Source organism: Arthrobacter sp. HS15c, assembly GCF_040812005.1.
Classification (GTDB): domain Bacteria; phylum Actinomycetota; class Actinomycetes; order Actinomycetales; family Micrococcaceae; genus Arthrobacter.
The window spans coordinates 173,029-192,867 of sequence record NZ_JBFOHM010000008.1; the positions used below are offsets into that span (position 1 = coordinate 173,029).

At 66.8% G+C, this 19,839-nt stretch carries 23 protein-coding genes and 1 pseudogene; 15 read left to right on the forward strand and 9 right to left on the reverse strand.

Annotation, left to right across the window (positions count from 1 at the left end; genetic code table 11):
- Window positions 1–13: 13 nt before the first annotated feature.
- From ABV518_RS14855 to ABV518_RS14875, 5 genes and pseudogenes are all read left to right on the forward strand, one after another.
- Entirely contained in the window at window positions 14–787 is a 774-nt protein-coding gene (locus ABV518_RS14855; RefSeq protein ID WP_367768009.1) for an ANTAR domain-containing protein, read from the forward strand.
- 49 nt (window positions 788–836) lie between these two features.
- Window positions 837–1,163, forward strand: coding sequence for an ArsR/SmtB family transcription factor (locus ABV518_RS14860; protein WP_367768012.1), 327 nt, complete (start codon window positions 837–839; stop codon window positions 1,161–1,163).
- Window positions 1,160–1,789, forward strand: a pseudogene (locus ABV518_RS14865) (cation diffusion facilitator family transporter); the annotation flags it as partial. The gene ABV518_RS14860 and the pseudogene ABV518_RS14865, both read left to right, overlap by 4 nt.
- Before the next feature lie 415 nt (window positions 1,790–2,204).
- Window positions 2,205–2,873: an alpha/beta fold hydrolase gene (locus ABV518_RS14870; RefSeq protein WP_367768014.1), complete on the forward strand. Its 669-nt coding sequence runs from the start codon at window positions 2,205–2,207 to the stop codon at window positions 2,871–2,873.
- A gap of 164 nt (window positions 2,874–3,037) precedes the next feature.
- Entirely contained in the window at window positions 3,038–3,295 is a 258-nt protein-coding gene (locus ABV518_RS14875; protein WP_367768290.1) for a hypothetical protein, read from the forward strand.
- Between the two features lie 58 nt (window positions 3,296–3,353).
- Here the strand turns inward: ABV518_RS14875 and ABV518_RS14880 are convergent, their stop codons facing one another.
- Genes ABV518_RS14880 through ABV518_RS14895 form a run of 4 tightly spaced genes read right to left on the reverse strand, consistent with a single transcriptional unit; the run spans window position 3,354 to window position 5,683 of the window.
- A complete protein-coding gene (locus ABV518_RS14880; protein ID WP_367768016.1) occupies window positions 3,354–4,118 on the reverse strand; it encodes an ABC transporter permease in 765 nt (254 codons plus the stop codon).
- Window positions 4,115–4,984, reverse strand: a complete 870-nt coding sequence (locus ABV518_RS14885; protein ID WP_367768018.1) for an ABC transporter ATP-binding protein — start codon at window positions 4,982–4,984, stop codon at window positions 4,115–4,117. Before ABV518_RS14885 ends, ABV518_RS14880 begins: the two co-directional genes overlap by 4 nt.
- Complete coding sequence (locus tag ABV518_RS14890) at window positions 4,981–5,352, reverse strand: DUF1048 domain-containing protein (RefSeq protein WP_367768020.1); 372 nt, start codon at window positions 5,350–5,352, stop codon at window positions 4,981–4,983. The genes ABV518_RS14885 and ABV518_RS14890 overlap by 4 nt, the downstream gene beginning before the upstream one ends.
- A gap of 1 nt (window position 5,353) precedes the next feature.
- Entirely contained in the window at window positions 5,354–5,683 is a 330-nt protein-coding gene (locus ABV518_RS14895) for a PadR family transcriptional regulator (RefSeq protein WP_367768022.1), read from the reverse strand.
- Between the two features lie 223 nt (window positions 5,684–5,906).
- On the opposite strand from ABV518_RS14895, the gene ABV518_RS14900 reads away from it, so the two are divergent.
- From ABV518_RS14900 to ABV518_RS14930, 7 genes are all read left to right on the forward strand, one after another.
- Complete coding sequence (locus tag ABV518_RS14900) at window positions 5,907–7,889, forward strand: amino acid transporter (RefSeq protein WP_367768024.1); 1,983 nt, start codon at window positions 5,907–5,909, stop codon at window positions 7,887–7,889.
- Window positions 7,890–7,893: 4 nt separating this feature from the next.
- Window positions 7,894–9,285: a TrkH family potassium uptake protein gene (locus ABV518_RS14905; RefSeq protein WP_367768026.1), complete on the forward strand. Its 1,392-nt coding sequence runs from the start codon at window positions 7,894–7,896 to the stop codon at window positions 9,283–9,285.
- Window positions 9,286–9,335: 50 nt separating this feature from the next.
- A complete protein-coding gene (locus tag ABV518_RS14910) occupies window positions 9,336–10,070 on the forward strand; it encodes a GAF and ANTAR domain-containing protein (protein ID WP_367768028.1) in 735 nt (244 codons plus the stop codon).
- A 9-nt stretch (window positions 10,071–10,079) separates the two neighbouring features.
- On the forward strand, window positions 10,080–10,538 hold the full coding sequence (locus ABV518_RS14915; protein ID WP_367768030.1) for a helix-turn-helix transcriptional regulator: 459 nt from the start codon (window positions 10,080–10,082) through the stop codon (window positions 10,536–10,538).
- A gap of 24 nt (window positions 10,539–10,562) precedes the next feature.
- Window positions 10,563–10,964 carry a VOC family protein gene (locus ABV518_RS14920; protein WP_131135253.1) on the forward strand — a complete coding sequence of 134 codons (402 nt, stop codon included), beginning with the start codon at window positions 10,563–10,565 and terminating at the stop codon, window positions 10,962–10,964.
- A gap of 326 nt (window positions 10,965–11,290) precedes the next feature.
- A complete protein-coding gene (locus ABV518_RS14925; protein WP_367768032.1) occupies window positions 11,291–12,175 on the forward strand; it encodes a hypothetical protein in 885 nt (294 codons plus the stop codon).
- Between the two features lie 163 nt (window positions 12,176–12,338).
- Entirely contained in the window at window positions 12,339–13,112 is a 774-nt protein-coding gene (locus tag ABV518_RS14930) for an ANTAR domain-containing protein (RefSeq protein WP_367768034.1), read from the forward strand.
- A 92-nt stretch (window positions 13,113–13,204) separates the two neighbouring features.
- Here ABV518_RS14930 and ABV518_RS14935 read toward each other — a convergent pair whose 3' ends face one another.
- The 4 genes from ABV518_RS14935 to ABV518_RS14950 all read right to left on the reverse strand — a co-directional run bounded on the left by ABV518_RS14935 (window position 13,205) and on the right by ABV518_RS14950 (window position 15,470).
- Window positions 13,205–13,507: a hypothetical protein gene (locus ABV518_RS14935; protein ID WP_367768036.1), complete on the reverse strand. Its 303-nt coding sequence runs from the start codon at window positions 13,505–13,507 to the stop codon at window positions 13,205–13,207.
- A 79-nt stretch (window positions 13,508–13,586) separates the two neighbouring features.
- Window positions 13,587–14,564 (reverse strand): TIGR03086 family metal-binding protein, encoded by a 978-nt coding sequence (locus ABV518_RS14940; RefSeq protein ID WP_367768038.1) that lies wholly within the window; start codon window positions 14,562–14,564, stop codon window positions 13,587–13,589.
- A gap of 31 nt (window positions 14,565–14,595) precedes the next feature.
- On the reverse strand, window positions 14,596–14,769 hold the full coding sequence (locus ABV518_RS14945) for a hypothetical protein (protein ID WP_367768040.1): 174 nt from the start codon (window positions 14,767–14,769) through the stop codon (window positions 14,596–14,598).
- A gap of 80 nt (window positions 14,770–14,849) precedes the next feature.
- Entirely contained in the window at window positions 14,850–15,470 is a 621-nt protein-coding gene (locus tag ABV518_RS14950) for an acetyltransferase (RefSeq protein ID WP_367768042.1), read from the reverse strand.
- A 150-nt stretch (window positions 15,471–15,620) separates the two neighbouring features.
- On the opposite strand from ABV518_RS14950, the gene ABV518_RS14955 reads away from it, so the two are divergent.
- The 3 genes from ABV518_RS14955 (at window position 15,621) to ribA (ending at window position 19,350) form a co-directional block, all read left to right on the forward strand.
- The gene (locus tag ABV518_RS14955; RefSeq protein WP_367768292.1) at window positions 15,621–16,835 is read left to right on the forward strand and encodes a serine/threonine-protein kinase; all 1,215 of its coding nucleotides are present in this window, start codon (window positions 15,621–15,623) and stop codon (window positions 16,833–16,835) included.
- On the forward strand, window positions 16,832–17,362 hold the full coding sequence (locus tag ABV518_RS14960) for a hypothetical protein (protein WP_367768044.1): 531 nt from the start codon (window positions 16,832–16,834) through the stop codon (window positions 17,360–17,362). The genes ABV518_RS14955 and ABV518_RS14960 overlap by 4 nt, the downstream gene beginning before the upstream one ends.
- Before the next feature lie 119 nt (window positions 17,363–17,481).
- A complete protein-coding gene (gene ribA / locus ABV518_RS14965) occupies window positions 17,482–19,350 on the forward strand; it encodes a GTP cyclohydrolase II RibA (protein WP_367768045.1) in 1,869 nt (622 codons plus the stop codon).
- Here ribA and ABV518_RS14970 read toward each other — a convergent pair.
- Complete coding sequence (locus ABV518_RS14970; RefSeq protein WP_367768047.1) at window positions 19,331–19,804, reverse strand: SRPBCC family protein; 474 nt, start codon at window positions 19,802–19,804, stop codon at window positions 19,331–19,333. The two genes, ribA and ABV518_RS14970, sit on opposite strands and share 20 nt — an antisense overlap.
- Window positions 19,805–19,839: the final 35 nt, after the last annotated feature.

A 19,839-nucleotide genomic window follows, 5' to 3' on the forward strand; every position in this document is an offset into this window, starting at 1 on the left:
GGAGGCGGAACATTTGGACCAGAATCAGCTGGGGGCAACCCCCGGCGAGCGCGGAACGGCGCGTGCTGCGTCAGCAGACGAGGAAGAACACAGACTTTTGGAGCTTGTCCTGGACAGCCCTGAAATCACGTCGTTCCTCACCGAGCTGGCCATCATGACGGCGTCCTGCCTCTCCACCCAGGACAATCTCATTGAGTGCGGCGTGACTGTTGTGCGGCGGAAAACGCCCGCGGCGGCAGCCTGCAGCGACTCGCGGGCGGCATCCCTGGATGAGCTCCAGAACGGATTTGGTGAGGGGCCGTGCCTGACTGCCCTGCACGAGAACACCACCACCCTGGTCCCCGACCTCCTGGTCGAGGAACGCTGGCACCGCTACACCGAGGCCGCGCTGGATAACGGGGTCCGGTCCATCCTGGCCGTCCCCCTTGACCTGGGCGGCGAGGCGCAGGGCGTCACCAACCTCTATTCCAGGCAGCCCAACGGGTTCTCGGACCTGGACGTCCTGACCGCCGAGAACTTCGTGGCCAACGCGTCCCGGTCCATGCAACTCGCCCTGAACATGGCACGCCTCAAGGGGGTGCACGACGACTTGGTGGCAGCCATGCAGTCCCGGACCATCATCGACATGGCGGTGGGCGTAGTCATGGCGCAGAACGGCAGCAGCCAGGATGAGGCCATCAGCATCCTCACCCGGGCGTCGAACAGCCGCAACCTGAAACTGCGCGACGTGGCGTCCACTGTGGTGGACTCCGTGGGCCGCAAGGATACGGGCAGCCGGGCCTCGTAAGCGGGAGTACATGATTGCGTGAATACACGCGCGGCTGTACTTTGGTTGCGTGGAAACCCTGACGCACGCCCCAGTCCTTGCCCGGTTCGGCTACGCGGTCTCAGACCCCACCCGGGCGCGGATTCTGCTGGCATTGGCGGATGCGCCCGGGTACCCGTCGGAGCTGGCCGACTCCCTCGGCGTCTCGCGGCAGAGCATGTCCAACCACCTGACCTGCCTGCGCGGCTGCGGGCTGGTGGTTGCAGTGCCGGATGGCCGGCGGACCCGGTATGAGCTCGCCGATGCCCGGCTGGGCCACGCGATCAGGGATCTGCTGGGGGTCGTGCTGGCCGTGGATCCCGCCTGCTGCGCTCCGGACGGGACGTGCCTGGTATGACCGCCACCATTCAACAGCCACTTACAGCCGGCCGCCGTGCCGTACTGAGCCACCGCATCCGCCTGTTCGCGGCAGCGACGATCACCTACAACGTCATTGAGGCCGTCGCCGCACTCTGGGCCGGCAACCTGGCTGACTCGTCGGCCCTCATCGGATTCGGACTCGATTCGGTGATCGAGGTCGCTTCCGCTGTTGCCCTGTCCTGGCAGTTTTCCGCGAAGGACCCTGAACGGCGCGAGCGCCTGACCCTGCGGATCATCGCCATCTCTTTCTTCGCCCTTGCCCTGTTCGTCTCGGTGGATTCGATCAGGTCGCTGACCGGAGGCGGCGAGGCACGGCATTCCACGCCCGGCATCGCGATCGCTGCCCTGAGCCTGGCCATCATGCCCATCCTGTCCTGGCTTCAACGCCGCGCAGGCCGTGAACTTGGCTCCCGCACCGCCGTCGCAGATTCAAAACAGACGCTCCTGTGCACCTATCTCTCCGCAGTTCTGCTGGTGGGCCTGGTGCTCAACAGCGCACTGGGATGGTGGTGGGCGGACGCCGGCGCGGCGCTGGTCATCGCCGGGATCGCCGCCCGCGAGGGCCTCAACGCCTGGAAAGGGGACGCCTGCTGCGCTGTCCCTAGCTGCGCCGTCCCGGACAAGGACACCGCAGGAGACATGGAAAAAGCTGATGCTTGCTGCGACGGCTGCGGGTCCGCCGCCACCCCTGGCAAGGGCACCGTGAGACTGGAGGTCCTCCACATCGATGACTGCCCGAACACGGCTGAAGCACTCGAGCGGGTGGAAGCGGCCCTCGTGGCGTTGGGGCGCCCCGACGTTCCTGTCACGTTGCAGCACATCAGGACGGCGGCAGATGCGGCAGGGACCGGATTTGCGGGCTCGCCCACCATCACGGCAGACGGGGCCGACATCTTCCCCGGCGCCGTGCCAGCCAGCGATCTCGCCTGCCGGATATACCCCACGGCGGAGGGCCTGGCCGGCGTTCCCACCGTCGACCAGCTGAAGGAAGCACTGGCCCACCATGGCCTCTGAGAAAATGACCACGTTCATTCTGATACCGGGAGCGGGCGGGACAGCATGGTACTGGAGCCACGTCGTCCCCTTGCTTCAGGCGGCTGGCCATGAGGCCGTCGCCGTCGACCTCCCCGGTGACGACGACGGCGCCGGGCTGCCCGAGTACACGCGCCTGGTTCTCGGGGCCATCGGTGAGCGGTCCGACGTCGTGCTTGTTGCACAGTCGCTGGGCGGCTTCACCGCACCGCTTGTCTGCTGGAAGGCTTCCGTACGGGAGCTGGTCCTGGTCAATGCGATGATCCCGGCACCGGGCGAGACGCCCGGTGCCTGGTGGGACAACACCGGCTGGGATGCCGCGCGGCAGGCCGCAGCGGTGGCCAACGGCTACAGCACCGAGTTCGACGACGACACTTACTTCCTGCACGACGTTCCGCCGGACATCGCGGCCGAAGGGGAACCGCACCAGCGCCCCGAAGCAAACGCGGTCTTTGGATCGCCCTGCGACTTCCCGCAGTGGCCCACGATCCCGACGCGTATCCTCGCCGGCGAGGCGGACCGGTTCTTTCCCCTGGATTTCCAGCGTCGGGTGGCCCGCGCACGCCTCGGGATAGACCCTGACGCCATACGCGGCGGCCATCTCCTCGCCCTGGCAAACCCCCGAGGCGTCGCCGATTACCTGCTGCGGCGCTGAACAGAGGAGCACTTAGCCAGCTCCGGCCGTTGCCCCAAAGATAAATGTCGGCCCCTGCCCGTACCCTCCGTGGAGAAGCGAAAAGCCGAACCCTTGGAGAACGCGTTACCGTGACAACAACAGCAAGCGAAACAAACCTCGATGCCGCCGTGGACGTCCGCTTCATGTCCGGCCGGCCCTTGGCCATCCGGCACGCCGGGCATATCTGGGTCGTCGCGGAAGATCCCGTGCAATGGTTCACCAGAGACTCCTGGTGGGACACCCGTCGATCGGCGCCGGTGGGTATCGGGAACGTCGTGGACATCGAACACTGGCGCGTGCAGGTCCGCCTCGGATCCTCCTCCTCGGCACTGCGGACCTTCGAGCTGCGTCGCGAGCCGTTGTCCGAACAATGGCTCCTCGAATCCATCGCCGATGACTGAGCCCCAACCGGGGTCCACACCGATCGGGGCTCAAAGGGGAAATCAGATCCGCTGGGTCTCAGCTGATCTTGCGGCGGTAGATGGCGGTCGCGAAGGCGTAGGCGACCGCGAGAATGCCGGCGAGCCAGGCCACGGAGATCCAGATGTCGCTGCCGACGGTTTCCTGCGCGAACAGCGCCCGGATGGAGTTCACGATCGAGGTCACGGGCTGGTTCTCGGCGAACCATGCGACCGGTCCGGGCATCGAGTCGGTGGGCGCGAACGCCGAGCTGATGAACGGCAGGAAGATCAGCGGGTAGCTGAACGCGCTCGCGCCGTCCACAGTCTTCGCGGAGAGCCCGGCGATCACGGCGATCCAGGTCAGTGCGAGGGTGAACAGGACCAGGATGCCGACGACGGCGGACCAGGCCGCCACGGATGCTCCGGTGCGGAACCCCATGATGAGCGCGACGCCAATGACGAGCGCCACCGAGACCAGGTTCGCGGCCAGGGAGGTGAGGACGTGCGCCCAGAGCACGCTGGACCTGGCGATCGGCATGGACTGGAAGCGCTCGAAGATGCCGCCCTGAAGATCGAGGAACAGCCGGTACGCGGTGTATGCAACGCCGGACGCGATCGTGATGAGCAGGATGCCGGGGAGCATGTAGTTGATGTACGACTGGTCGGATCCGGTGTTGATCGCACCGCCGAAGACGTACACGAACAGCAGCATCAGCGCGATCGGTGTGACAGCGGTGGTGATGATCGTGTCGGGGCTGCGGAGGATGTGGCGCAGCGAGCGGCTGGTCAGGACGCTTGTGTCGCCGAGAACGTGCGTGGTCATCGGACTTCCTTTCGTACTGGGAGGGTGCCGGCGGCGTCAGCGCTGCGGTCGTCGTCGCCGGTGCCGGTCTCGCCGGCGTCAGCCTCGCCGGCGTCACCGACGAGGGCGAGGAAGACGTCCTCGAGCGAGGGCTGCTTCTCCACATATTCGACCTTGGCCGGCGGGAGTAGCCGCTTGAGTTCGGCGAGGGTTCCGTTCTGGATGATGGTGCCCTTGTGCAGGATCGCGATGCGGTCGGCAAGCTGTTCGGCCTCGTCGAGGTACTGCGTGGTGAGCAGCACCGTGGTGCCCTGGCCGGCGAGCCGCTTCACGGTCTGCCACACCTCGATGCGCGCCTGCGGGTCGAGGCCCGTGGTCGGTTCGTCGAGGAAGATGACCGGCGGGTTCCCGATCAGGCTCATCGCGATGTCGAGCCGGCGCCGCATGCCGCCCGAGTACGTCGCCACTTTCCGGGACCCCGCATCGGTGAGGCTGAACTGCGTGAGCAGCCCGTCCGCCACCGCACCCGGGTCCGTCAGGTGACGCAACTTGGCCACGAGCACAAGGTTCTCCCTGCCGGTGAGCACTTCATCGACCGCCGCGAACTGGCCGGTCAGGCTGATCGACTCGCGGACCTCACCGGGCGTCGCACCGACGTCGAACCCATTGACAGTGGCCGTGCCGGCATCGGCCTTCAGCAGCGTGGACAGGATCCTCACCATGGTGGTCTTTCCGGCCCCGTTGGAGCCGAGGAGGGCGAAAATGCTGCCCGCCGCCACCTCGAACTCCACCCCGCGCAGGACGTGCAGGTCCTTGAAGGACTTCTCGATGCCCTGCACCCGGATCGCCGGTCCGCCGGGCCGGCTTCGCGCCACCTCGGTGCTCATGACCCTGCCTCCGTCGCCTTCGCCTTGTCAACCGCCTCGTTCAGGCGGGCCCGTTCCTTGTCGATCCACCGCTTTCCGCCGTATGCCTGGGCGAAGCTCTCGGCGAACTCGATGGGATCTTCGCCCACGATCTCGCTCACGGGCGTGCCGTCGATGGCGGCGCGTTCCCACAGGTCCGCGAGGTCCGCGAACATCTGCACGATGGTGTCCCCCTCGGTGACCCCGCCGTAGTACATGAAGTACCGGTTGAAGGCGGTCGCCACGGAGCGGTAGGGCTCAGGCAGGGCATCCAGCCGGGCCTTTGCCTGCTTGTACTGCTTCTTCTGCTCGAGCGAGCCGGTTACCAGCTCGATCCACTTTGCTGCCATTTCACTTTCCTCCCGTGCGGAGCTGTTCAAGCCGTTCGGACAAGAAGCTCCATGTGTTCCAGAATTCGTCCAGTTCCTTTTCGCCCAGTGAGTTGAGCGTGTACACCTTGCGCGGCGGCCCTTTTTCGGAGGGCCGCTTCTCCACGTCCACCAGGCCTTTTTGCTCGATCCTGACGAGCAGCGCGTACACGGTGCCCTCAGCGATTTCGGTGAAACCCTGCGCCCGGAGCAGCGTGGTGATTTCGTACCCGTATGCCGGGCTCCCGGTCAGGAGGGCCAGCACAATGCCCTCCAGCGTCCCTTTGAGCATCTCCGTCATTTGCTTGCCCACCGGACACCTCCTCCACTACTCAGTGTTACTAGCTACTAGTACATAGTACCGCTAAGTAGTGGAAGCGCAAGCCCCAAAATGGCCCGGCGGGAGGCGTCTTGCGGGCAGGCGTTAAGAACGCGTTAAGAACCCGGGTTTTCCCGCTGGGGGCCGCCGGCCCGGTGCTAGGCTCCGTTGGTTATTCGCCCCGATCCCGCCTGCGTGGGGTATAGAAAGTTACCCGTTGACTGCATCCACCCGCTTCTCCATTCCCGCCAGCGTCCCCAACCCGGAACCCGACGGCGAACCCGGAAACCGGCTGACCCGGTGGCTGCTCGAACACACGGTCCACCAGCCCGTAGGCCCGGAAACCGCCGAGGACCACGCCCCCACCCAGAGCTGGTGGAAGGTCATGTGCCTCACCGGCGTGGACTACTTCTCCACGCTGTCCTACCTGCCGGGCATCGCGGCCCTTGCCGCCGGGGCGCTGTCCCCGCTGGCCACGCTCCTGATCGTTGGCCTGACCCTGCTGGGCATGCTGCCGATGTACCGGCGGGTGGCGCACGAAAGCCCGCACGGCCAGGGATCGGTGGCCATGCTGGAGAAGCTCCTGCCGTTCTGGCGCGGGAAAATCTTTGTGCTCATCCTGCTCGGCTTCGTGGCCACCTCCTGGATCATCACCATCACCCTCTCCGCCGCCGACGCCACCGTCCACATGCTCGAAAACCCCTACCTGCCGCCCTTCCTGGAGGGCCAGGCGGTCCCCATCACCGTGGCGCTCCTGCTCATCCTCGGCGGCGTGTTCCTGCTCGGCTTCTCCGAAGCAGTCGCCGTCGCCATCCCCCTGGTGGGCATCTTCCTGCTGCTCAACGCCGTGGTCATCGGCGTGGGAATGTACGACGCCGTCACCCGGCCGGGTGCCATGGCTGACTGGACCGCGGCGCTCACCTCCGCCGGGACCGGTTTCGGCGACATCGCCGGGCCTGCCCTGCTCGCCTTCCCGCTGCTGGTCCTGGGGCTCTCCGGCTTCGAGACCGGCGTCAGCATGATGCCCCTGGTCGCGGCCGGCGGCGCCACCGCCGAGGAACGCCTGGCCACCCGCGTCCGCAACACCCGCAAGCTCCTCACCACCGCCGCCCTGATCATGAGCGTCTACCTCCTGGGCAGCAGCTTCGTCACCACGGTGCTGATCCCCGCCGACGCCTTCCACGAAGGCGGCGAAGCCAACGGCCGCGCCCTGGCCTACCTGGCCCACGAGCTGCTGGGCAACGGCTTCGGCTCCGTCTATGACGTCAGCAGCATCCTGATCCTGTGGTTCGCCGGCGCGTCCGCCATGGCCGGGCTGATCAACATCGTCCCCCGTTACCTGCCCTCCTACGGCATGGCCCCCGACTGGTCCCGCGCCGTCCGGCCGGTCGTCCTGGTCTACACGGCCATCAGCGTCCTGATCACCATCGGTTTCAACGCGGACGTCAACGCCCAGGCCGGCGCCTACGCCACCGGCATCCTGGCCATGATGGTCTCCGGCGCCGTGGCCGTGAGCATTTCCGCAGCCCGCAGCAAGAGGCGGGGCGCCGCCGTCGGATTTTCCATCCTGACCCTCATCCTGCTGTACGCGCTGGCCGCCAACGTGATCGCCAAGCCGGACGGCCTGGCCATCTCCGGCTTCTTCATCCTGGGCATCATCGTGGTGTCGCTGGTTTCCCGGGTCAGCCGCACCACCGAACTCCGGGTCCACAACATCGAGTTCGACGATGAAGCCCGCCGCTTCATCACCGACACCATTGATTTCGACGGGCGGATCAACCTGATCGCCAACCGCCCGCAGGCCCGCGACGCCGAGGAATACCGCGCCAAGGAAGCCGAGCAGCGGGAGAACAACCCAGTGCCCGGAACGGCGGACGTGATCTTCCTGGAAATCGACGTGACCGATCCGTCGGGCTTCAGCGACGTCCTGGCGGTGCGCGGCATCGAGGTGGACGGGCACCGCGTCCTCCGCGCCGAAAGCCCGGCCGCGCCCAACGCGATCGCCGCGATCCTGCTGGCGCTCCGCGACGCCACCGGAGTGCGGCCGCACGCCTACTTTGAATGGGCCGAAGGCAATCCGCTGGCGCACCTGATGCGCTACCTGCTGCTGGGGCGCGGCGACACCGCCCCGGTGGTGCGTGAAATCATCAGGGAAAACGAGCCGGACCCCGCGCGCCGGCCCGGCATCCACGTGGGCTGACCCCATGGCACAGGAGCTGCGGGCCGCCAAAGCCAAGGTCACCAGGGACCGGAAGGAGAGCGCCATCAGGCGCGCCCTGACCCACCCGGTCCGCTCCGTCCCGCTCGCGTTCCTTGCCGTCATCCTCCTCGGCGCCGGCACGCTGATGCTGCCGATGGCACGGACCACGGAGGACCCGGACATCTTCATGGACGCGCTGTTCACGTCCGTCTCGGCCGTGTGCGTCACGGGCCTGGTCACGGTCGATACCGCCACGTTCTGGACACCCTTCGGGCAGGGCGTGATCCTGGCGCTCATCCAGCTGGGCGGGTTCGGCATCATGACCCTGGCCACGCTGCTGGCGCTGCTGGTACGCAAAAGCATCGGCCTCAAGGGCCAGCTCGTGGCCCAGTCCGAAACCCACACGCTGAACCTGGGCGACGTGCGTTCAGTGCTGCTGCGCGTCGCGAAAATCATGCTCAGCATCGAGGCGGCCACCGCCGTCCTGCTGACCGGCCGTTTCTGGATCGCGTACGACGCCAACCCGGGGACCGCCCTCTGGCATGGCGTGTTCCACGCGGTCTCCGCCTTCAACAACGCCGGGTTCGGTCTGTTCAGTGACAACCTCATCGGCTTCGCGGAGGATCCCTGGATCATCGTCCCCATCTGCGCTGCCATCGTCGCCGGCGGCCTGGGTTTCCCCGTCATCATCCAGCTGGTCCGCGGCGACCTCAGGATAAAGGACTGGAGCGTCCACCTCCGCCTGACCATCTACGGCACACTGGGGCTCCTGGTTCTTGGCATCGGACTGTTCGCCGCTTTTGAATGGAACCGCGCCGGGACCCTGGGCCCGCTGTCCTTCACCGGAAAACTGCTGGGTTCACTGGCTGGCGGCGTCTTTCCCCGCACGGCCGGGTTCAACAGCATCGACTACGGTGCGGCGGCCCCGGAGACACTGATGGTGACCGACATCCTGATGTTCATCGGCGGCGGCAGCGCCGGCACCGCGGGCGGCATCAAGATCACCACGTTCCTGGTGCTGGGCTTCTCCATCTGGAACGAGGTCCGCGGCCGCGACGAGGTGACCATCGCGCACCGCTCCATCAGCGCTTCCTCGCAGCGGCAGGCCCTGTCCGTGGCGCTGCTGGGGGTCGCCGCCGTCGTCAGCGGGACTCTGGCCCTGCTGATGGTGACCGACTACAGCCTGGAGAAGGTCCTCTTCGAATCCATCTCCGCGTTCGCCACCGTGGGGGTGAGCACGGGCATCACACCCAACCTCCCGCCGTCGGCCGAATGGGTGCTGATGGCGCTGATGTTCACCGGCAGGATCGGCACCGTGACGGTGGCGTCCGCGCTCGCCCTGTCCTCCCACCCCAGGCTGTACCGGCTGCCGGAAGAACGCCCCATCATCGGCTAGCCGCGGGCGGGCTGGTTGCGGGTATTTCGCGTTGGGAATAAGTTGTGGAGATGTCCACTAGCCCCGAGCGTGACCTCCTCCTTGAACTCCAGGACCTGATTGTGGGTACGGAGTCTGTGGCGGAGTTCCTGGGCGGCTTCGCTACGATCGCCGCCGGCGTCATGAGCCGGAGCGCCAATGAAACCATTGAATGCGGTGTCACGCTGAAACGCATCAAGCGGACAGCCACGGTGGGCGGCAGCAGTCCCAAGGCCATCCACCTTGACCAGATCGAACAGCGTGTGGGCGACGGCCCCTGCATCGCGGCCCTGAGGACCGGGGTGCCCACCCTCCTGGGCGATGTCCGCACTGACCCGCGCTGGCCGGAGTACCAGAAGGTGCTCTATGACGAGGGGATCCTCAGCGCCCTCGGGGTGCCGCTGCAACTGGGCGAAGACACCGCAGCCGCCCTGAACTTTTTCGCCACCTCCACGGGCGTGTTTACGGCGGACATCATGAGGGAAGCCGCCAGTTTTGCCGACCTTGCCGGCAGCGCCGTGCGCCTGGCGGTGAAGGTGGGCACGGCCCAGGGCGCGGCGGACGACCTGAACGCGGCCTTGGCCAGCCGCACGGCCATCGACCTGGCGTGCGGGATCATCATGGGCCAGAACCGCTGCACGCAGGCCGAAGCCATGACCATCCTGACCAACGTCTCCAGCCACCGGAACCAGAAGCTCCGCGACATCGCCGAGGAAATGGTGGTCAAGATCTCCGGCGGCAAAGCCAGCACCCACTTCGACGCGTAAAATGACGGCATGACACCGCAGGAACTGGCCAACCTGGCCCACCTGCGCCGGGCCCGCGACCTGATCGACCGCGAGTATGCCCGGCCCTTGGACGTGCCCACGATGGCCGCCGGCGCCCTGATGTCCCCCGCGCATTTCTCCCGCCAATTCAAGGCCGCCTACAGCGAAACGCCCTACAACTACCTCATGACCCGGCGGATCGAACGGGCCATGGCGCTGCTTCGTGCCGGTTCGAACGTGACGGACGCCTGCATGGAGGTGGGCTGTACGTCGCTGGGCTCCTTCAGCTCCCGGTTCACCGAGATCGTGGGCATGACGCCCAGCGAATACCGGGCCCGGGAACACCACGCCGTGAAGGCCATGCCTAACTGCATCGCCAAGCAGCACACCAAACCGGACCGCAAGGGCAAGAAAGCGGCCCGGGAAACAGCCCGCGAAACACTGAGCAGGATTGAAGAAGCGTCCTAGTTTCCGCTGCCATAGCGTGAAGACATGAACATTTCATTGAAGTACGCACACGTCACCGTCAACGATCTCGATGAGTCCCTCGCCTTCTACCGCGACGCCCTGGGCTTTGAAGTCCGGAACGACGTCGGCTCAGACGGACAGCGCTGGGTCACCCTCGGCAGCGCAGCCCAGCCCGACCTCGAGCTCGTCCTTTCCCCTCCGCACGCCGGCCGCTCACAGGCTGACGGAGACGCCATCCAGGAGCTGCTCACCAAGGGCGTTATGCCCATGCTGGTGTTCACCACGGACGATCTCGACGCCACGTTCGAAACCCTCCGCGCGTCCGGCGCCGAAGTCCTCCAGGAACCGATCGTCCAGCCCTGGGGCCCGCGCGACTGCGCCTTCCGCGACCCGTCCGGGAACATGATCCGCATCAACCAGGGGTAACCCGGTCTCGACAGGCTCGACCACCGGGCTTCGGTGGTTGATCCTGTCGAATCCCCCCGGGGTCCGGTGATTGAGCCTGTCGAAATCCCCCCGGGGTCCGGTGATTGAGCCTGTCGAAATCCACCGGGTCTCAGCAGGCTCGACCACCGCATACTCATTGCCGTCCATCTGCGCCCAGGCGTAGAATTCGGGGATCTGAGGCGCAGCCCTCACCCAGCCTCCGGTTCCGGGTTGGGCGTGGACGGGCAGCGTGCTTACTGGGAAGTACCTGCCTGTTCAACTGCGCGTCGGAGTAGCCAGCCCTACTCGTTGAACAGAGGAACCCCATGAACACCAAGTTCGCCATTCCCTGTGCGATTGTCATCGCCTCCGCAGGACTGCTGGGCTCGCCAGCGGCCGCGGCGCCCCCGAGCACCATCTCAGGAGCCATCTTCACCACGGACGCGTCCGGCGTCCCGGTGAACCTGAACATCTACGAAGCCAAAGAGGACGTGTACCTCAACGGCGGACCCGGGATCAACGCCCCTGACGGCGCCGCGGGCCTGCCTGACGGGACTTACTCGTTCCAGGTAACCGGCCCCTCCGGGAAGGTGCTGCTTTCCACCGACCCTGTCTCCTGCCGGCAGTTCACTGTTGTGGGCGGCGTCATCGAAGACGTTGTCGACGTTGGCGGCTGCCAGCACGCCACAGGAGCTGACGGGGAAGACGGCGGGGCCACAGTACAGCTGTTCCCATACAACACCACCCCCAACAACGGCGGCGTCTACAAGGTTTGGGTCAGCCCCACCAACCTTCTGAGCTGTACGGCACCCGGCAACAAGAACTGCTTCGTCCCGCGGTACAGCAAGGTGGACAACTTCAAGGTCCGCAGCGACATCATCGTGGAAATCGATGTCCGGTTCTGGAAGAACGGTGCAGCCATGGACGGCTACGCTGCTGAATGGACCGACACCAACGGAGCGAGCAACATCAAGTTCTCCGAATACAACCCGTCCGTGCTTGCCTTCCATGAGGCCCACTTCGAAGCCACCGAAGAGGGCACGCACAGCATAAAGGTATCGGACCAGCCCGGCTGCGACATCACCGCCGTCGAACTCCCGGACGGCAGTTACGGCAAGATGCGGGGCAACAGCTCCACAGTCACCTTCGCTGTGGCACCCGCCGGCCCAGGCGCTGACGTCACATACTTCGTGGACGTGAGCTGCCAGTAACCGCCAACGCCCCGGCCCGGCTCCCCCCTTGGGACCGGGCCGCCGCGTGTCCGCCCTGTTCAAATTCGAGTACCCACTACTCGTGTGCCGCCCGTCCGCTGCCCCGTAGTCTCAGCATTGGCTGCAGTAGCGACGGCCCTTCTCACTTGAAGGGGGCAATCACGTGAACGATGGTCAGACACAAACGGGTGGAGGCTCGGACGAGCTGGAGCTCGCGACCGATTGGCGCTGGGACGGCGCCGAACTCCTTTATGACCTGGTGGCCCCCACGGAAGCCGCATCGCTGGACGTGCTCGCCGACGTCGGCGCTGCAGCCATGACCCGGGCCGCCGAGGCGGTCCTTGACTGCGTGGTGACCCTCCGGGCGCCGAACCGGAAACCGGTCACGGCCGGCAGCCCGGAGGAAGCAGTGATGCTCACCAGGTGGGACCAGGAGCATTCGCACGGCCCGGCGTCGGAATCGCTGGATGGTAACGTGGCCATCCTGGTCAACGCCGAATCACGGGACCCTCGGTGGCCCCACTACCGCCACCGGCTGCAGGCGGCCGGTTATCTCAGTGCCGTCAGCGTCCCCCTGGACGTCGATCACGGCTATGCCGGTGCGCTGACCTTCCTCGCCACCGAGGCCAACGTCTTCACCAGCGAGCTGATGTCCCAGGTCTTTGGCTTCCGGGACCTTGCGTCCAGGAGCCTGCGCCTGGCAACGCAGGTCCGGCGGGCGTCCGAGTTTTCCGAGCATCTGCGCTCGGCGCTGTCCAGCCGCACCGCCATCGACATCGCCTGCGGCGTGATCATGGGGCAGAACAGGTGCTCCTACGATGAGGCTTTTGCCATTCTCTCCAACGCTTCCAGCCACCGGAACATGAAGCTCCGCCTTGTCGCGGAAGGCATCCTGGAGGGCTACGGCGGCGCGCCGGAGACGCACTTCGAAACCTGACCCTGGCATCGCGGCGTACCGCGCCGGCAATGGCGAAGGAGGACACCATTGCCGTGGAGGATCTCAAGCACACAGGCTCGACCACCAGGCGGTTACATTCCGGGAATGTGCTGGGCCTCGTGGACCTCGATTTCGCTGCCCGGCATGTTCAGGTGCGGGTGCTGCTTGGCGAGGTCCAGGGCTGCCTCAGCATTCTCTGCCTCGATCAGGCTGTATCCGGAGACTTCGAGCGTGCTCGGCGCGGTGGCTCCGCCAGGCGAAACGCGGACGCCGTTGGCCAAAGGGGTTCCGAAGTCGATCAGCCCGTCGCCCACCTTGGCACCCCAGGCGTTCCACTCCCCCATGGAAGCTTCCATGTCCTCCGGTGCCGGCGGCGCTGCCTCAGCGGGTGTCATCGGGGAATGGAGATGAAGAGAAACTTGGACATTTCCTTTTCCTTCTTTCGTGATTGTTCTTCTGTTTACTGCGGGGGTGTCAGACGGTGACAGTCCGGCCGGTGAATGCGATGAGTCGCTCGAGGCTGCCTGCGGTCTCCGCGACGGGCTGGGCCGGCGCGAAGCTGCCGCCGGAGCGGACCTGCTCGGAGATGGTCACCAGGGCCAGGCCCTCCACGTAGTCCGTGACGACGTCGGACACGGCTAGATCCTGGCCACTCGCCTTCGCGAAGTCCCACGCATGGACCAGCAGCTCAAGGTTCAGGATGCTGGCCACCATGGTGGCGGGTAGTTCTGCGAAGCCCATGTCGATGGTGCCGTCAACGCCGCGGCGGGCGAACGCCTCCAGCGTGGGCTGCGCCAGCTCGGCGATGCGGACCTCGGGAGCCGCATCGGCGCGGTCGGTGACGTCGGCGCCCAGGGCGGTGCCGATGTTCTTCAGCGACCCGGCCAGGGCTCGAGGAGTTCGTGGGCAGTGAAGTCCTCGCACGGCGTCGGCTATTCCCGGTCTTCCGGGGTGAGCTTGCGCAGGACTCCGAGCAGGACTGCCAGCGACGCGTCGGCGGAGATGAGGTGGTCGATGGGGTCCGGGGCGGCCGCCCATTCGTCCGGGCCGGCCCGCATCCGACGACGCCTCTTTGACCAGGCGTCCCAGGAAGTGGTTCCAGCCTTCGGCGTGTGCGGTGGACTGCTCGGGCGTGAGGCCCTCATGCACCAGGCGCAGCGACGTGCCGCCGTCGACGGGCTCCAGGGTAATGATGACCGTGGACGCGCCGGGAGGCAGGTCCGTGGCGGATTCCCAGCCCCAGGTGAACACAATGCGCTTGCCCGGCTCGATTTCCTGGAACGTCCCCGCGGCGTGGTGGCCGGGGACGATGGTCCAGCGGTACTCGCCGCCGACGCGCAGGTCCACCCTGGCGGCGACCGTCTTCCAGCGGCGCAGGCGTTCGGGCTGCGTGATCAGGGCGAAGGCCTCGTCAGCGTCGACGGGAAGGAGGATGGTTTTATCGAAGCTCATCTGAGCGGTCCTTTGACTAGGAATGAAGTATCTAGCGTGGTGCAGGTTCTCCTGGCTGGGGACGGTTCCCGGCCAGCTCGGCGGCGTCTGCGGCCAGCAGGTCCAGTTCGTCCGTCCAGAACTGCTCGACCAGCGCACGGAGCCGGCCCATGCCCTCGGGATCGAGCCTGTAGTACCTGTTCCGCCCCTCTTTGCGGGCAGCCACCAGCCCTGCCTGTTCGAGCAACAGCAGGTGCTGGGAGACTGCGGAGCGGCGGAGGGCGCGGTTCCTAATGAGCGCGGTTTCTAATGGGCCGGACTTCCCACCCACGTTGCGAACTCCGGCATGCTGCTTTCCACGGCGGCGCCCATTCCGATCCGCGCGTAGCGGCCCACAGTGATGCCCTCGCGAACGCAGGAGTTCATTCCGACATGGACGCCGCGGCCCAGGCTCGCGCCGCCGCCCAGCGATGCCCCGGCACAGAGCGTGGCGAAGTCGGCTATGTGGACGTCGCAGCCAAGGTGGACGTTCGGCATCGCCACAACATGCCTTCCCAGACTGACCGCCGGAGCAACGGTGACGTTGTGCAGGAGGATGCTTCCCTGGCCGACAAATGCCGAGTCCAGGAGGGGGATGCCCGGGTCCACCGCCGTCGCATACCTCCCTTCGGGGAGCCCCAGCTGTGCGAGCCGGCCCACTGCCGCCTCGCGCTCAAACTCGGATTCGATGCACACGATCACATTGGCGTTCGCGTAGCGCAGCACACTCCCGATGCCCCCAAGGACCGTGGCTCCGTCGACGGAAACGCCGAGTAATTCGAAATCGTCATCGAGGATGCCGATGACGTCATACTGGCCACTGCTGCGGACCATCGCCAACACCTCGCGCGCCAGTCCACTCGCCGAAACAATCAGCAATTCCTCCACAACGCCCGCCCCGGATTCCTTCTGCAGGATTGACTTCGGACCCCCTCTCCCGCAATGATAAGCATGCTTATAGATCATGGGAAGAGTTGTTTTTCCCAGCGTCCTGATCCTGGGCATGGCGAGTGCCCCAAGGCGCCGGAAGGAACGGTTATCGTGGCGGAATCGCCCAGCTCCAACATGAATGACGTGGTTGCCGGACGCTACCGGCTAGGTGAGGTGATTGGCCGTGGCGGCATGTCGTCCGTCTACTCCGCACGGGACGCGAATTTGGGCCGGGACGTGGCGTTGAAGCTCTTCGCGCCCCAGGCCCCCGATGTGGGGGAGCTCAAGCGCCAGGAGGCCGAGATCAAGATGCTGGCCACGCTGAACCATCCCAGCCTGGTGACGCTTTTTGATGCCGGCACCGATACGCGCATCCCCACCGAGCCGCGCCCCTTCCTGACCATGGAACTGGCGGAGGGACAGGACCTGCGGACCCGCATCAGGCACAGCCCGGTCCCGCTGGACGAACTCGCGGTCATCGGAGCCGGCGTCGCCGACGCGCTGTCCTACGTCCACAGCCTTGGCATCATCCACCGGGACATCAAACCCGCCAACATCCTCCTGGCCCAGACCCGCCCCGGGGAGCCGCTGCGGGCCAAGCTCACAGACTTCGGAATAGCCAGAATCACCGACGCCACACGCCTGACAGCCACAGGAGCCATGGTGGGGACCGCGGCGTACCTGAGCCCTGAACAGGCCATGGGCTCGCCGCTCAGCGCCGCCACGGACGTCTATTCGCTGGGCCTGGTGCTGCTCGAATGCATCAAGCAGGCAGTGGAATATCCGGGCAGCGCGGTGGAATCCGCCGTGGCCAGGCTGCACCGGCCGCCCGAAATTCCGGCGGACCTTCCGGCGGAGTGGGCGGACCTGATCCGGTCGATGACGGCAATCGAACCGCTGGACCGCCCGGCCTCGGCAGACATAGAGACAGCCCTGCGGCAGGCTCTTGTTTCGCCCCAATCAACCCCGGGCAGCCTCGCCCCGGAACCAACGCGGGTCCTGCCCAGCATGCCCTTCAGGGCGCCGTCCATCCGCCCAGCGCCAGCGGCAGCAGCCACACCCCCTGCCCCGGCGCCCGCCCCCGCCCCTGCCGCGGGTCCCAAGCGTCCAAAAACGCGCAGGCCGGCACGGCCGTCCCGCGCGCGACGCTCGAGGCGCCTCTGGCCAGCAGCCATCCTGATCCTGCTTGCGGCAGCGGGCGGGTCCGTGGCGCTCACGGCGGGCCTGCCCCAAGAGTCCACAGCCGACGTCGTGCCTTACCCGACGGTCACGGGCGCCCTGGGTGACCACCTCCAGGAACTCCAGAAGAAAGTGGAACCATGACGCTTTTCCGGCCCCGCGGCGGAGGCCGTGGCGCGCGGCGATGCCTTCGGCTGGCCGCCGCCTTGGCACTGGCCGCCATGATAGCCGGCTGCGCGCCTGCCGATACCGGCCTGCAGCGCGACGTAGCACGCACGCTTCAGCAACAGGTACTCGGCGTCAGCCAGGCGGCGGCCGCGAACGATCCCGCCGCAGCACTCAAGGCACTGGACAGCCTGGAAGCCGGCGTGGCGTCCGCAGCGGACAGCGGCCAGGTTTCCGAGGACCGGCGCCGGGGCATCATGACCAGCGTCGCCGCGGTACGGGCCGACCTCACCGCCGCCATGGAAGCCGCTGCGGCAGCGGCGAAAGCGGCGGAGGAAGCAGCCGCCGCTACAGCCGCGGCTGAGGCCGAGAAGGCCCGGGCGGAGGCGGAGGCTTCGGCGCAAGCCGCCGCTGAGAGCGCTGCGGCAGCTGCGCCCGTCCCTGCACCGGCCCCTCCGCCCGCACCAGCCAAGGGCGAGGGCAAAGCCAAGGGTAAGAACGGCTGACGAGCTTCCGCGGACGCTGCGGCGACGACACAAATGCTTGCAACTTCAACAATTGGCGCGTATATTTACTTTAAGCTTCAAGTAAGCGCCTCTCTTGTTTCGAGTGCAAGGAACCCCGGATGACCACGTTCTTCGAGTCCATCGCCGCGTCACTGACCGCCCCCGCAACTGTCCGCAGCCGCGTGACGGTTCCGCTGCATTTCCCGGACGGGTACAGCACCGTCGCCGAGGTCCTCACCTTCCACGGGCTGGCCGACAGCAAGGATCACCTCCTGCTGGCCTTCGGCGACTGGGACGGCCTGCTGAATGAAGCAGCCGACGGCGGCAACACGCCCCTGGTCCGGCTGCACAGCGAGTGCCTCACCGGCGATGTCTTCGGCAGCGAGCGCTGCGACTGCGGCCCCCAGCTCCGCGAGGCCGTGGAACAGATCTCGGCCGCCGGCGGATTCCTCCTCTACCTCCGGCAGGAAGGCCGCGGCATCGGCCTGTACTCCAAGCTGGACGCCTACGCCCTGCAGGACACCGGCCTGGACACCTACGAAGCCAACCGGGCCCTGGGCCACGGCGACGACGAACGCGACTACACCGCGGCCGCCCAGATGCTCGGCGCCGTCGGGGCAACCTCCGTCCGGCTGCTCACCAACAACCCGGACAAGGCCGCCCAGCTCACCTCCCTGGGGATCAACATCGCCGAGCAGGTCCCCACCGGGGTCCACCTGTCCGAAGCCAACCACCGGTACCTCGCCGCCAAACGCGACCACACGGCCCACACGCTCGACCTGCCAGCCGCCGTCGTACCCGCCCTGGACCCGGCCGCCGTCGAACCCGTCCCGGGCCCGGCCCACGAAGAAATCCTGGCCCGCGTGGACGCCCTCATCCCCCGGCTTAGGGAACGCGCTGAGGAGACGGAGCAACTGCGGCGCCTGCCGGAATCCACCATGTCGGAGCTCAAGGCCGCCGGGGTTTTCCAGATCCTGTCCCCCAAGGCGCTGGGCGGATCCGGGCTGGGTGTTGAAACCTACGCCGAGGTGATCCGCCGGCTGTCGCGGGGCTGCGCCTCCACCGCGTGGACGGCCGGCCACCTGGCTGAGCATGTCTGGATGCTGGCGCGCTGGCCGCGGCGGGTCCAGCAGGAAGTGTTCGCCGGCGGGCCCGCTCCCCTGGCGGCCGCAACCGGCGCCCCCGTGGGCACGGCTGATAGGGTTCCGGGCGGCTACGCTGTCTCCGGACACTGGAGCTTCGCGTCCGGCGTGATGCACTCGGAATGGGCGCTGCTGGCCGTCCAGCACAACGGAATCCGCATGCAGGCCCTGGTCCCGGTGGCCGAGCTCGAACTGCTTGACGTCTGGCATACGGCGGGCCTGCGCGGTACGGGCAGCAACGATCTCACGGCGCAGCATCTCTTTGTGCCCGAACACCGGGTGCAGGACTGGGCCCTGCTGGGCGCAGCGGACAACCCCGGCAGCCGGATCCACCCCGACCCCATCCTCCGCACCCCCATGGCCATCCTGCTGAACCTCGTGGCGCCGTCCGCCGCGCTGGGAGCCGCGGAGCACGCCGTCGAACTTTTCCGCGAAGGAATGATGGTGCGCAAGGTCAAGAACACTGTGGAGACCCGGCAGTCGGATTCGCCGCTGGCTCAGGCCCGCTTCTCGCGGGCCTACGGGCAGCTGGCCACGGCGCGGCTGCACTGGGAGGAGGCGGTCCGGCTGGCCGCCGGGTTAGGCGCCCGCCATTCGGACCTGGACGACGGCGGCCGCGCCGCCTACCGCCTCTCGCTCGCCCTCAGCGGCGAAGCCTCCGCCGAAGCCGTGCGCCTCGTGGCCGCGGGGTCGGGCGGGAGCGCGCAGCGGCTGGCCCACCCGCTCCAGCGGATCCAGCGCGACGTGAACGTGCTGCTCAGCCATCCGACGCTCGCGATCGACCCGATCCTGGAGCAGGCGGGCAGGGGCCTGCTGGGGCTGGGCTTTACGGTCCCGTCGTTTTAGCTGACGCCGCCGCCGAGAGCTGCTTCAAGCCCTTTTCGAAGTCGCCACCAACCAGCTTGTCCATGTTCATGAACAGGGCGAAGACCTTGGCCAGCCCCTTGTTCTCGCCGGTCATGGTCCATTTCACGGTGGTGCCGCCGTTGGCCGGGGTCAGGGTGAAGGAGGTGGGGTTGACGGCTTTGAAGGGTTTAGTGAATTCGAGCCGGATCCGGACCACGCGCGGCGCCGTCGACTCGACGATCTCCATGTTGCCGCTGCCGGCCTTGCGGTTGCCGCTCCAGGTGTACTTCGCGCCGACGCCCGCGTCATTGCCGGAATAGTGGCGTTCCATGGTGGGGTCCACGGTCTCCCAGGGCGACCATTTGGTCCATTCGTGAAAGCTGTTGATCAGGGGGAAGATTGCCTCGGCCGGGGCCGGAATGAATGCGCTGCGGGTCACTTCATAGGTAGACATGCTGCCAGCATAGTGGCTGGTCAGCTCCCTATGGA

Coding starts and splice junctions, on each gene's coding strand:
- ABV518_RS14925 (WP_367768032.1), top strand. CDS start 11,291: ATGAACACCAAGTTCGCCATTCCCTGTGCGATTGTCATCGCCTCCGCA.
- ABV518_RS14970 (WP_367768047.1), bottom strand. CDS start 19,804: ATGTCTACCTATGAAGTGACCCGCAGCGCATTCATTCCGGCCCCGGCC.
- ABV518_RS14885 (WP_367768018.1), bottom strand. CDS start 4,984: ATGAGCACCGAGGTGGCGCGAAGCCGGCCCGGCGGACCGGCGATCCGG.
- ABV518_RS14890 (WP_367768020.1), bottom strand. CDS start 5,352: ATGGCAGCAAAGTGGATCGAGCTGGTAACCGGCTCGCTCGAGCAGAAG.
- ABV518_RS14880 (WP_367768016.1), bottom strand. CDS start 4,118: ATGACCACGCACGTTCTCGGCGACACAAGCGTCCTGACCAGCCGCTCG.
- ribA (WP_367768045.1), top strand. CDS start 17,482: ATGACCACGTTCTTCGAGTCCATCGCCGCGTCACTGACCGCCCCCGCA.
- ABV518_RS14870 (WP_367768014.1), top strand. CDS start 2,205: ATGACCACGTTCATTCTGATACCGGGAGCGGGCGGGACAGCATGGTAC.
- ABV518_RS14875 (WP_367768290.1), top strand. CDS start 3,038: ATGTCCGGCCGGCCCTTGGCCATCCGGCACGCCGGGCATATCTGGGTC.
- ABV518_RS14935 (WP_367768036.1), bottom strand. CDS start 13,507: ATGACACCCGCTGAGGCAGCGCCGCCGGCACCGGAGGACATGGAAGCT.
- ABV518_RS14910 (WP_367768028.1), top strand. CDS start 9,336: ATGTCCACTAGCCCCGAGCGTGACCTCCTCCTTGAACTCCAGGACCTG.
- ABV518_RS14940 (WP_367768038.1), bottom strand. CDS start 14,564: ATGAGCTTCGATAAAACCATCCTCCTTCCCGTCGACGCTGACGAGGCC.
- ABV518_RS14920 (WP_131135253.1), top strand. CDS start 10,563: ATGAACATTTCATTGAAGTACGCACACGTCACCGTCAACGATCTCGAT.
- ABV518_RS14960 (WP_367768044.1), top strand. CDS start 16,832: ATGACGCTTTTCCGGCCCCGCGGCGGAGGCCGTGGCGCGCGGCGATGC.
- ABV518_RS14915 (WP_367768030.1), top strand. CDS start 10,080: ATGACACCGCAGGAACTGGCCAACCTGGCCCACCTGCGCCGGGCCCGC.
- ABV518_RS14905 (WP_367768026.1), top strand. CDS start 7,894: ATGGCACAGGAGCTGCGGGCCGCCAAAGCCAAGGTCACCAGGGACCGG.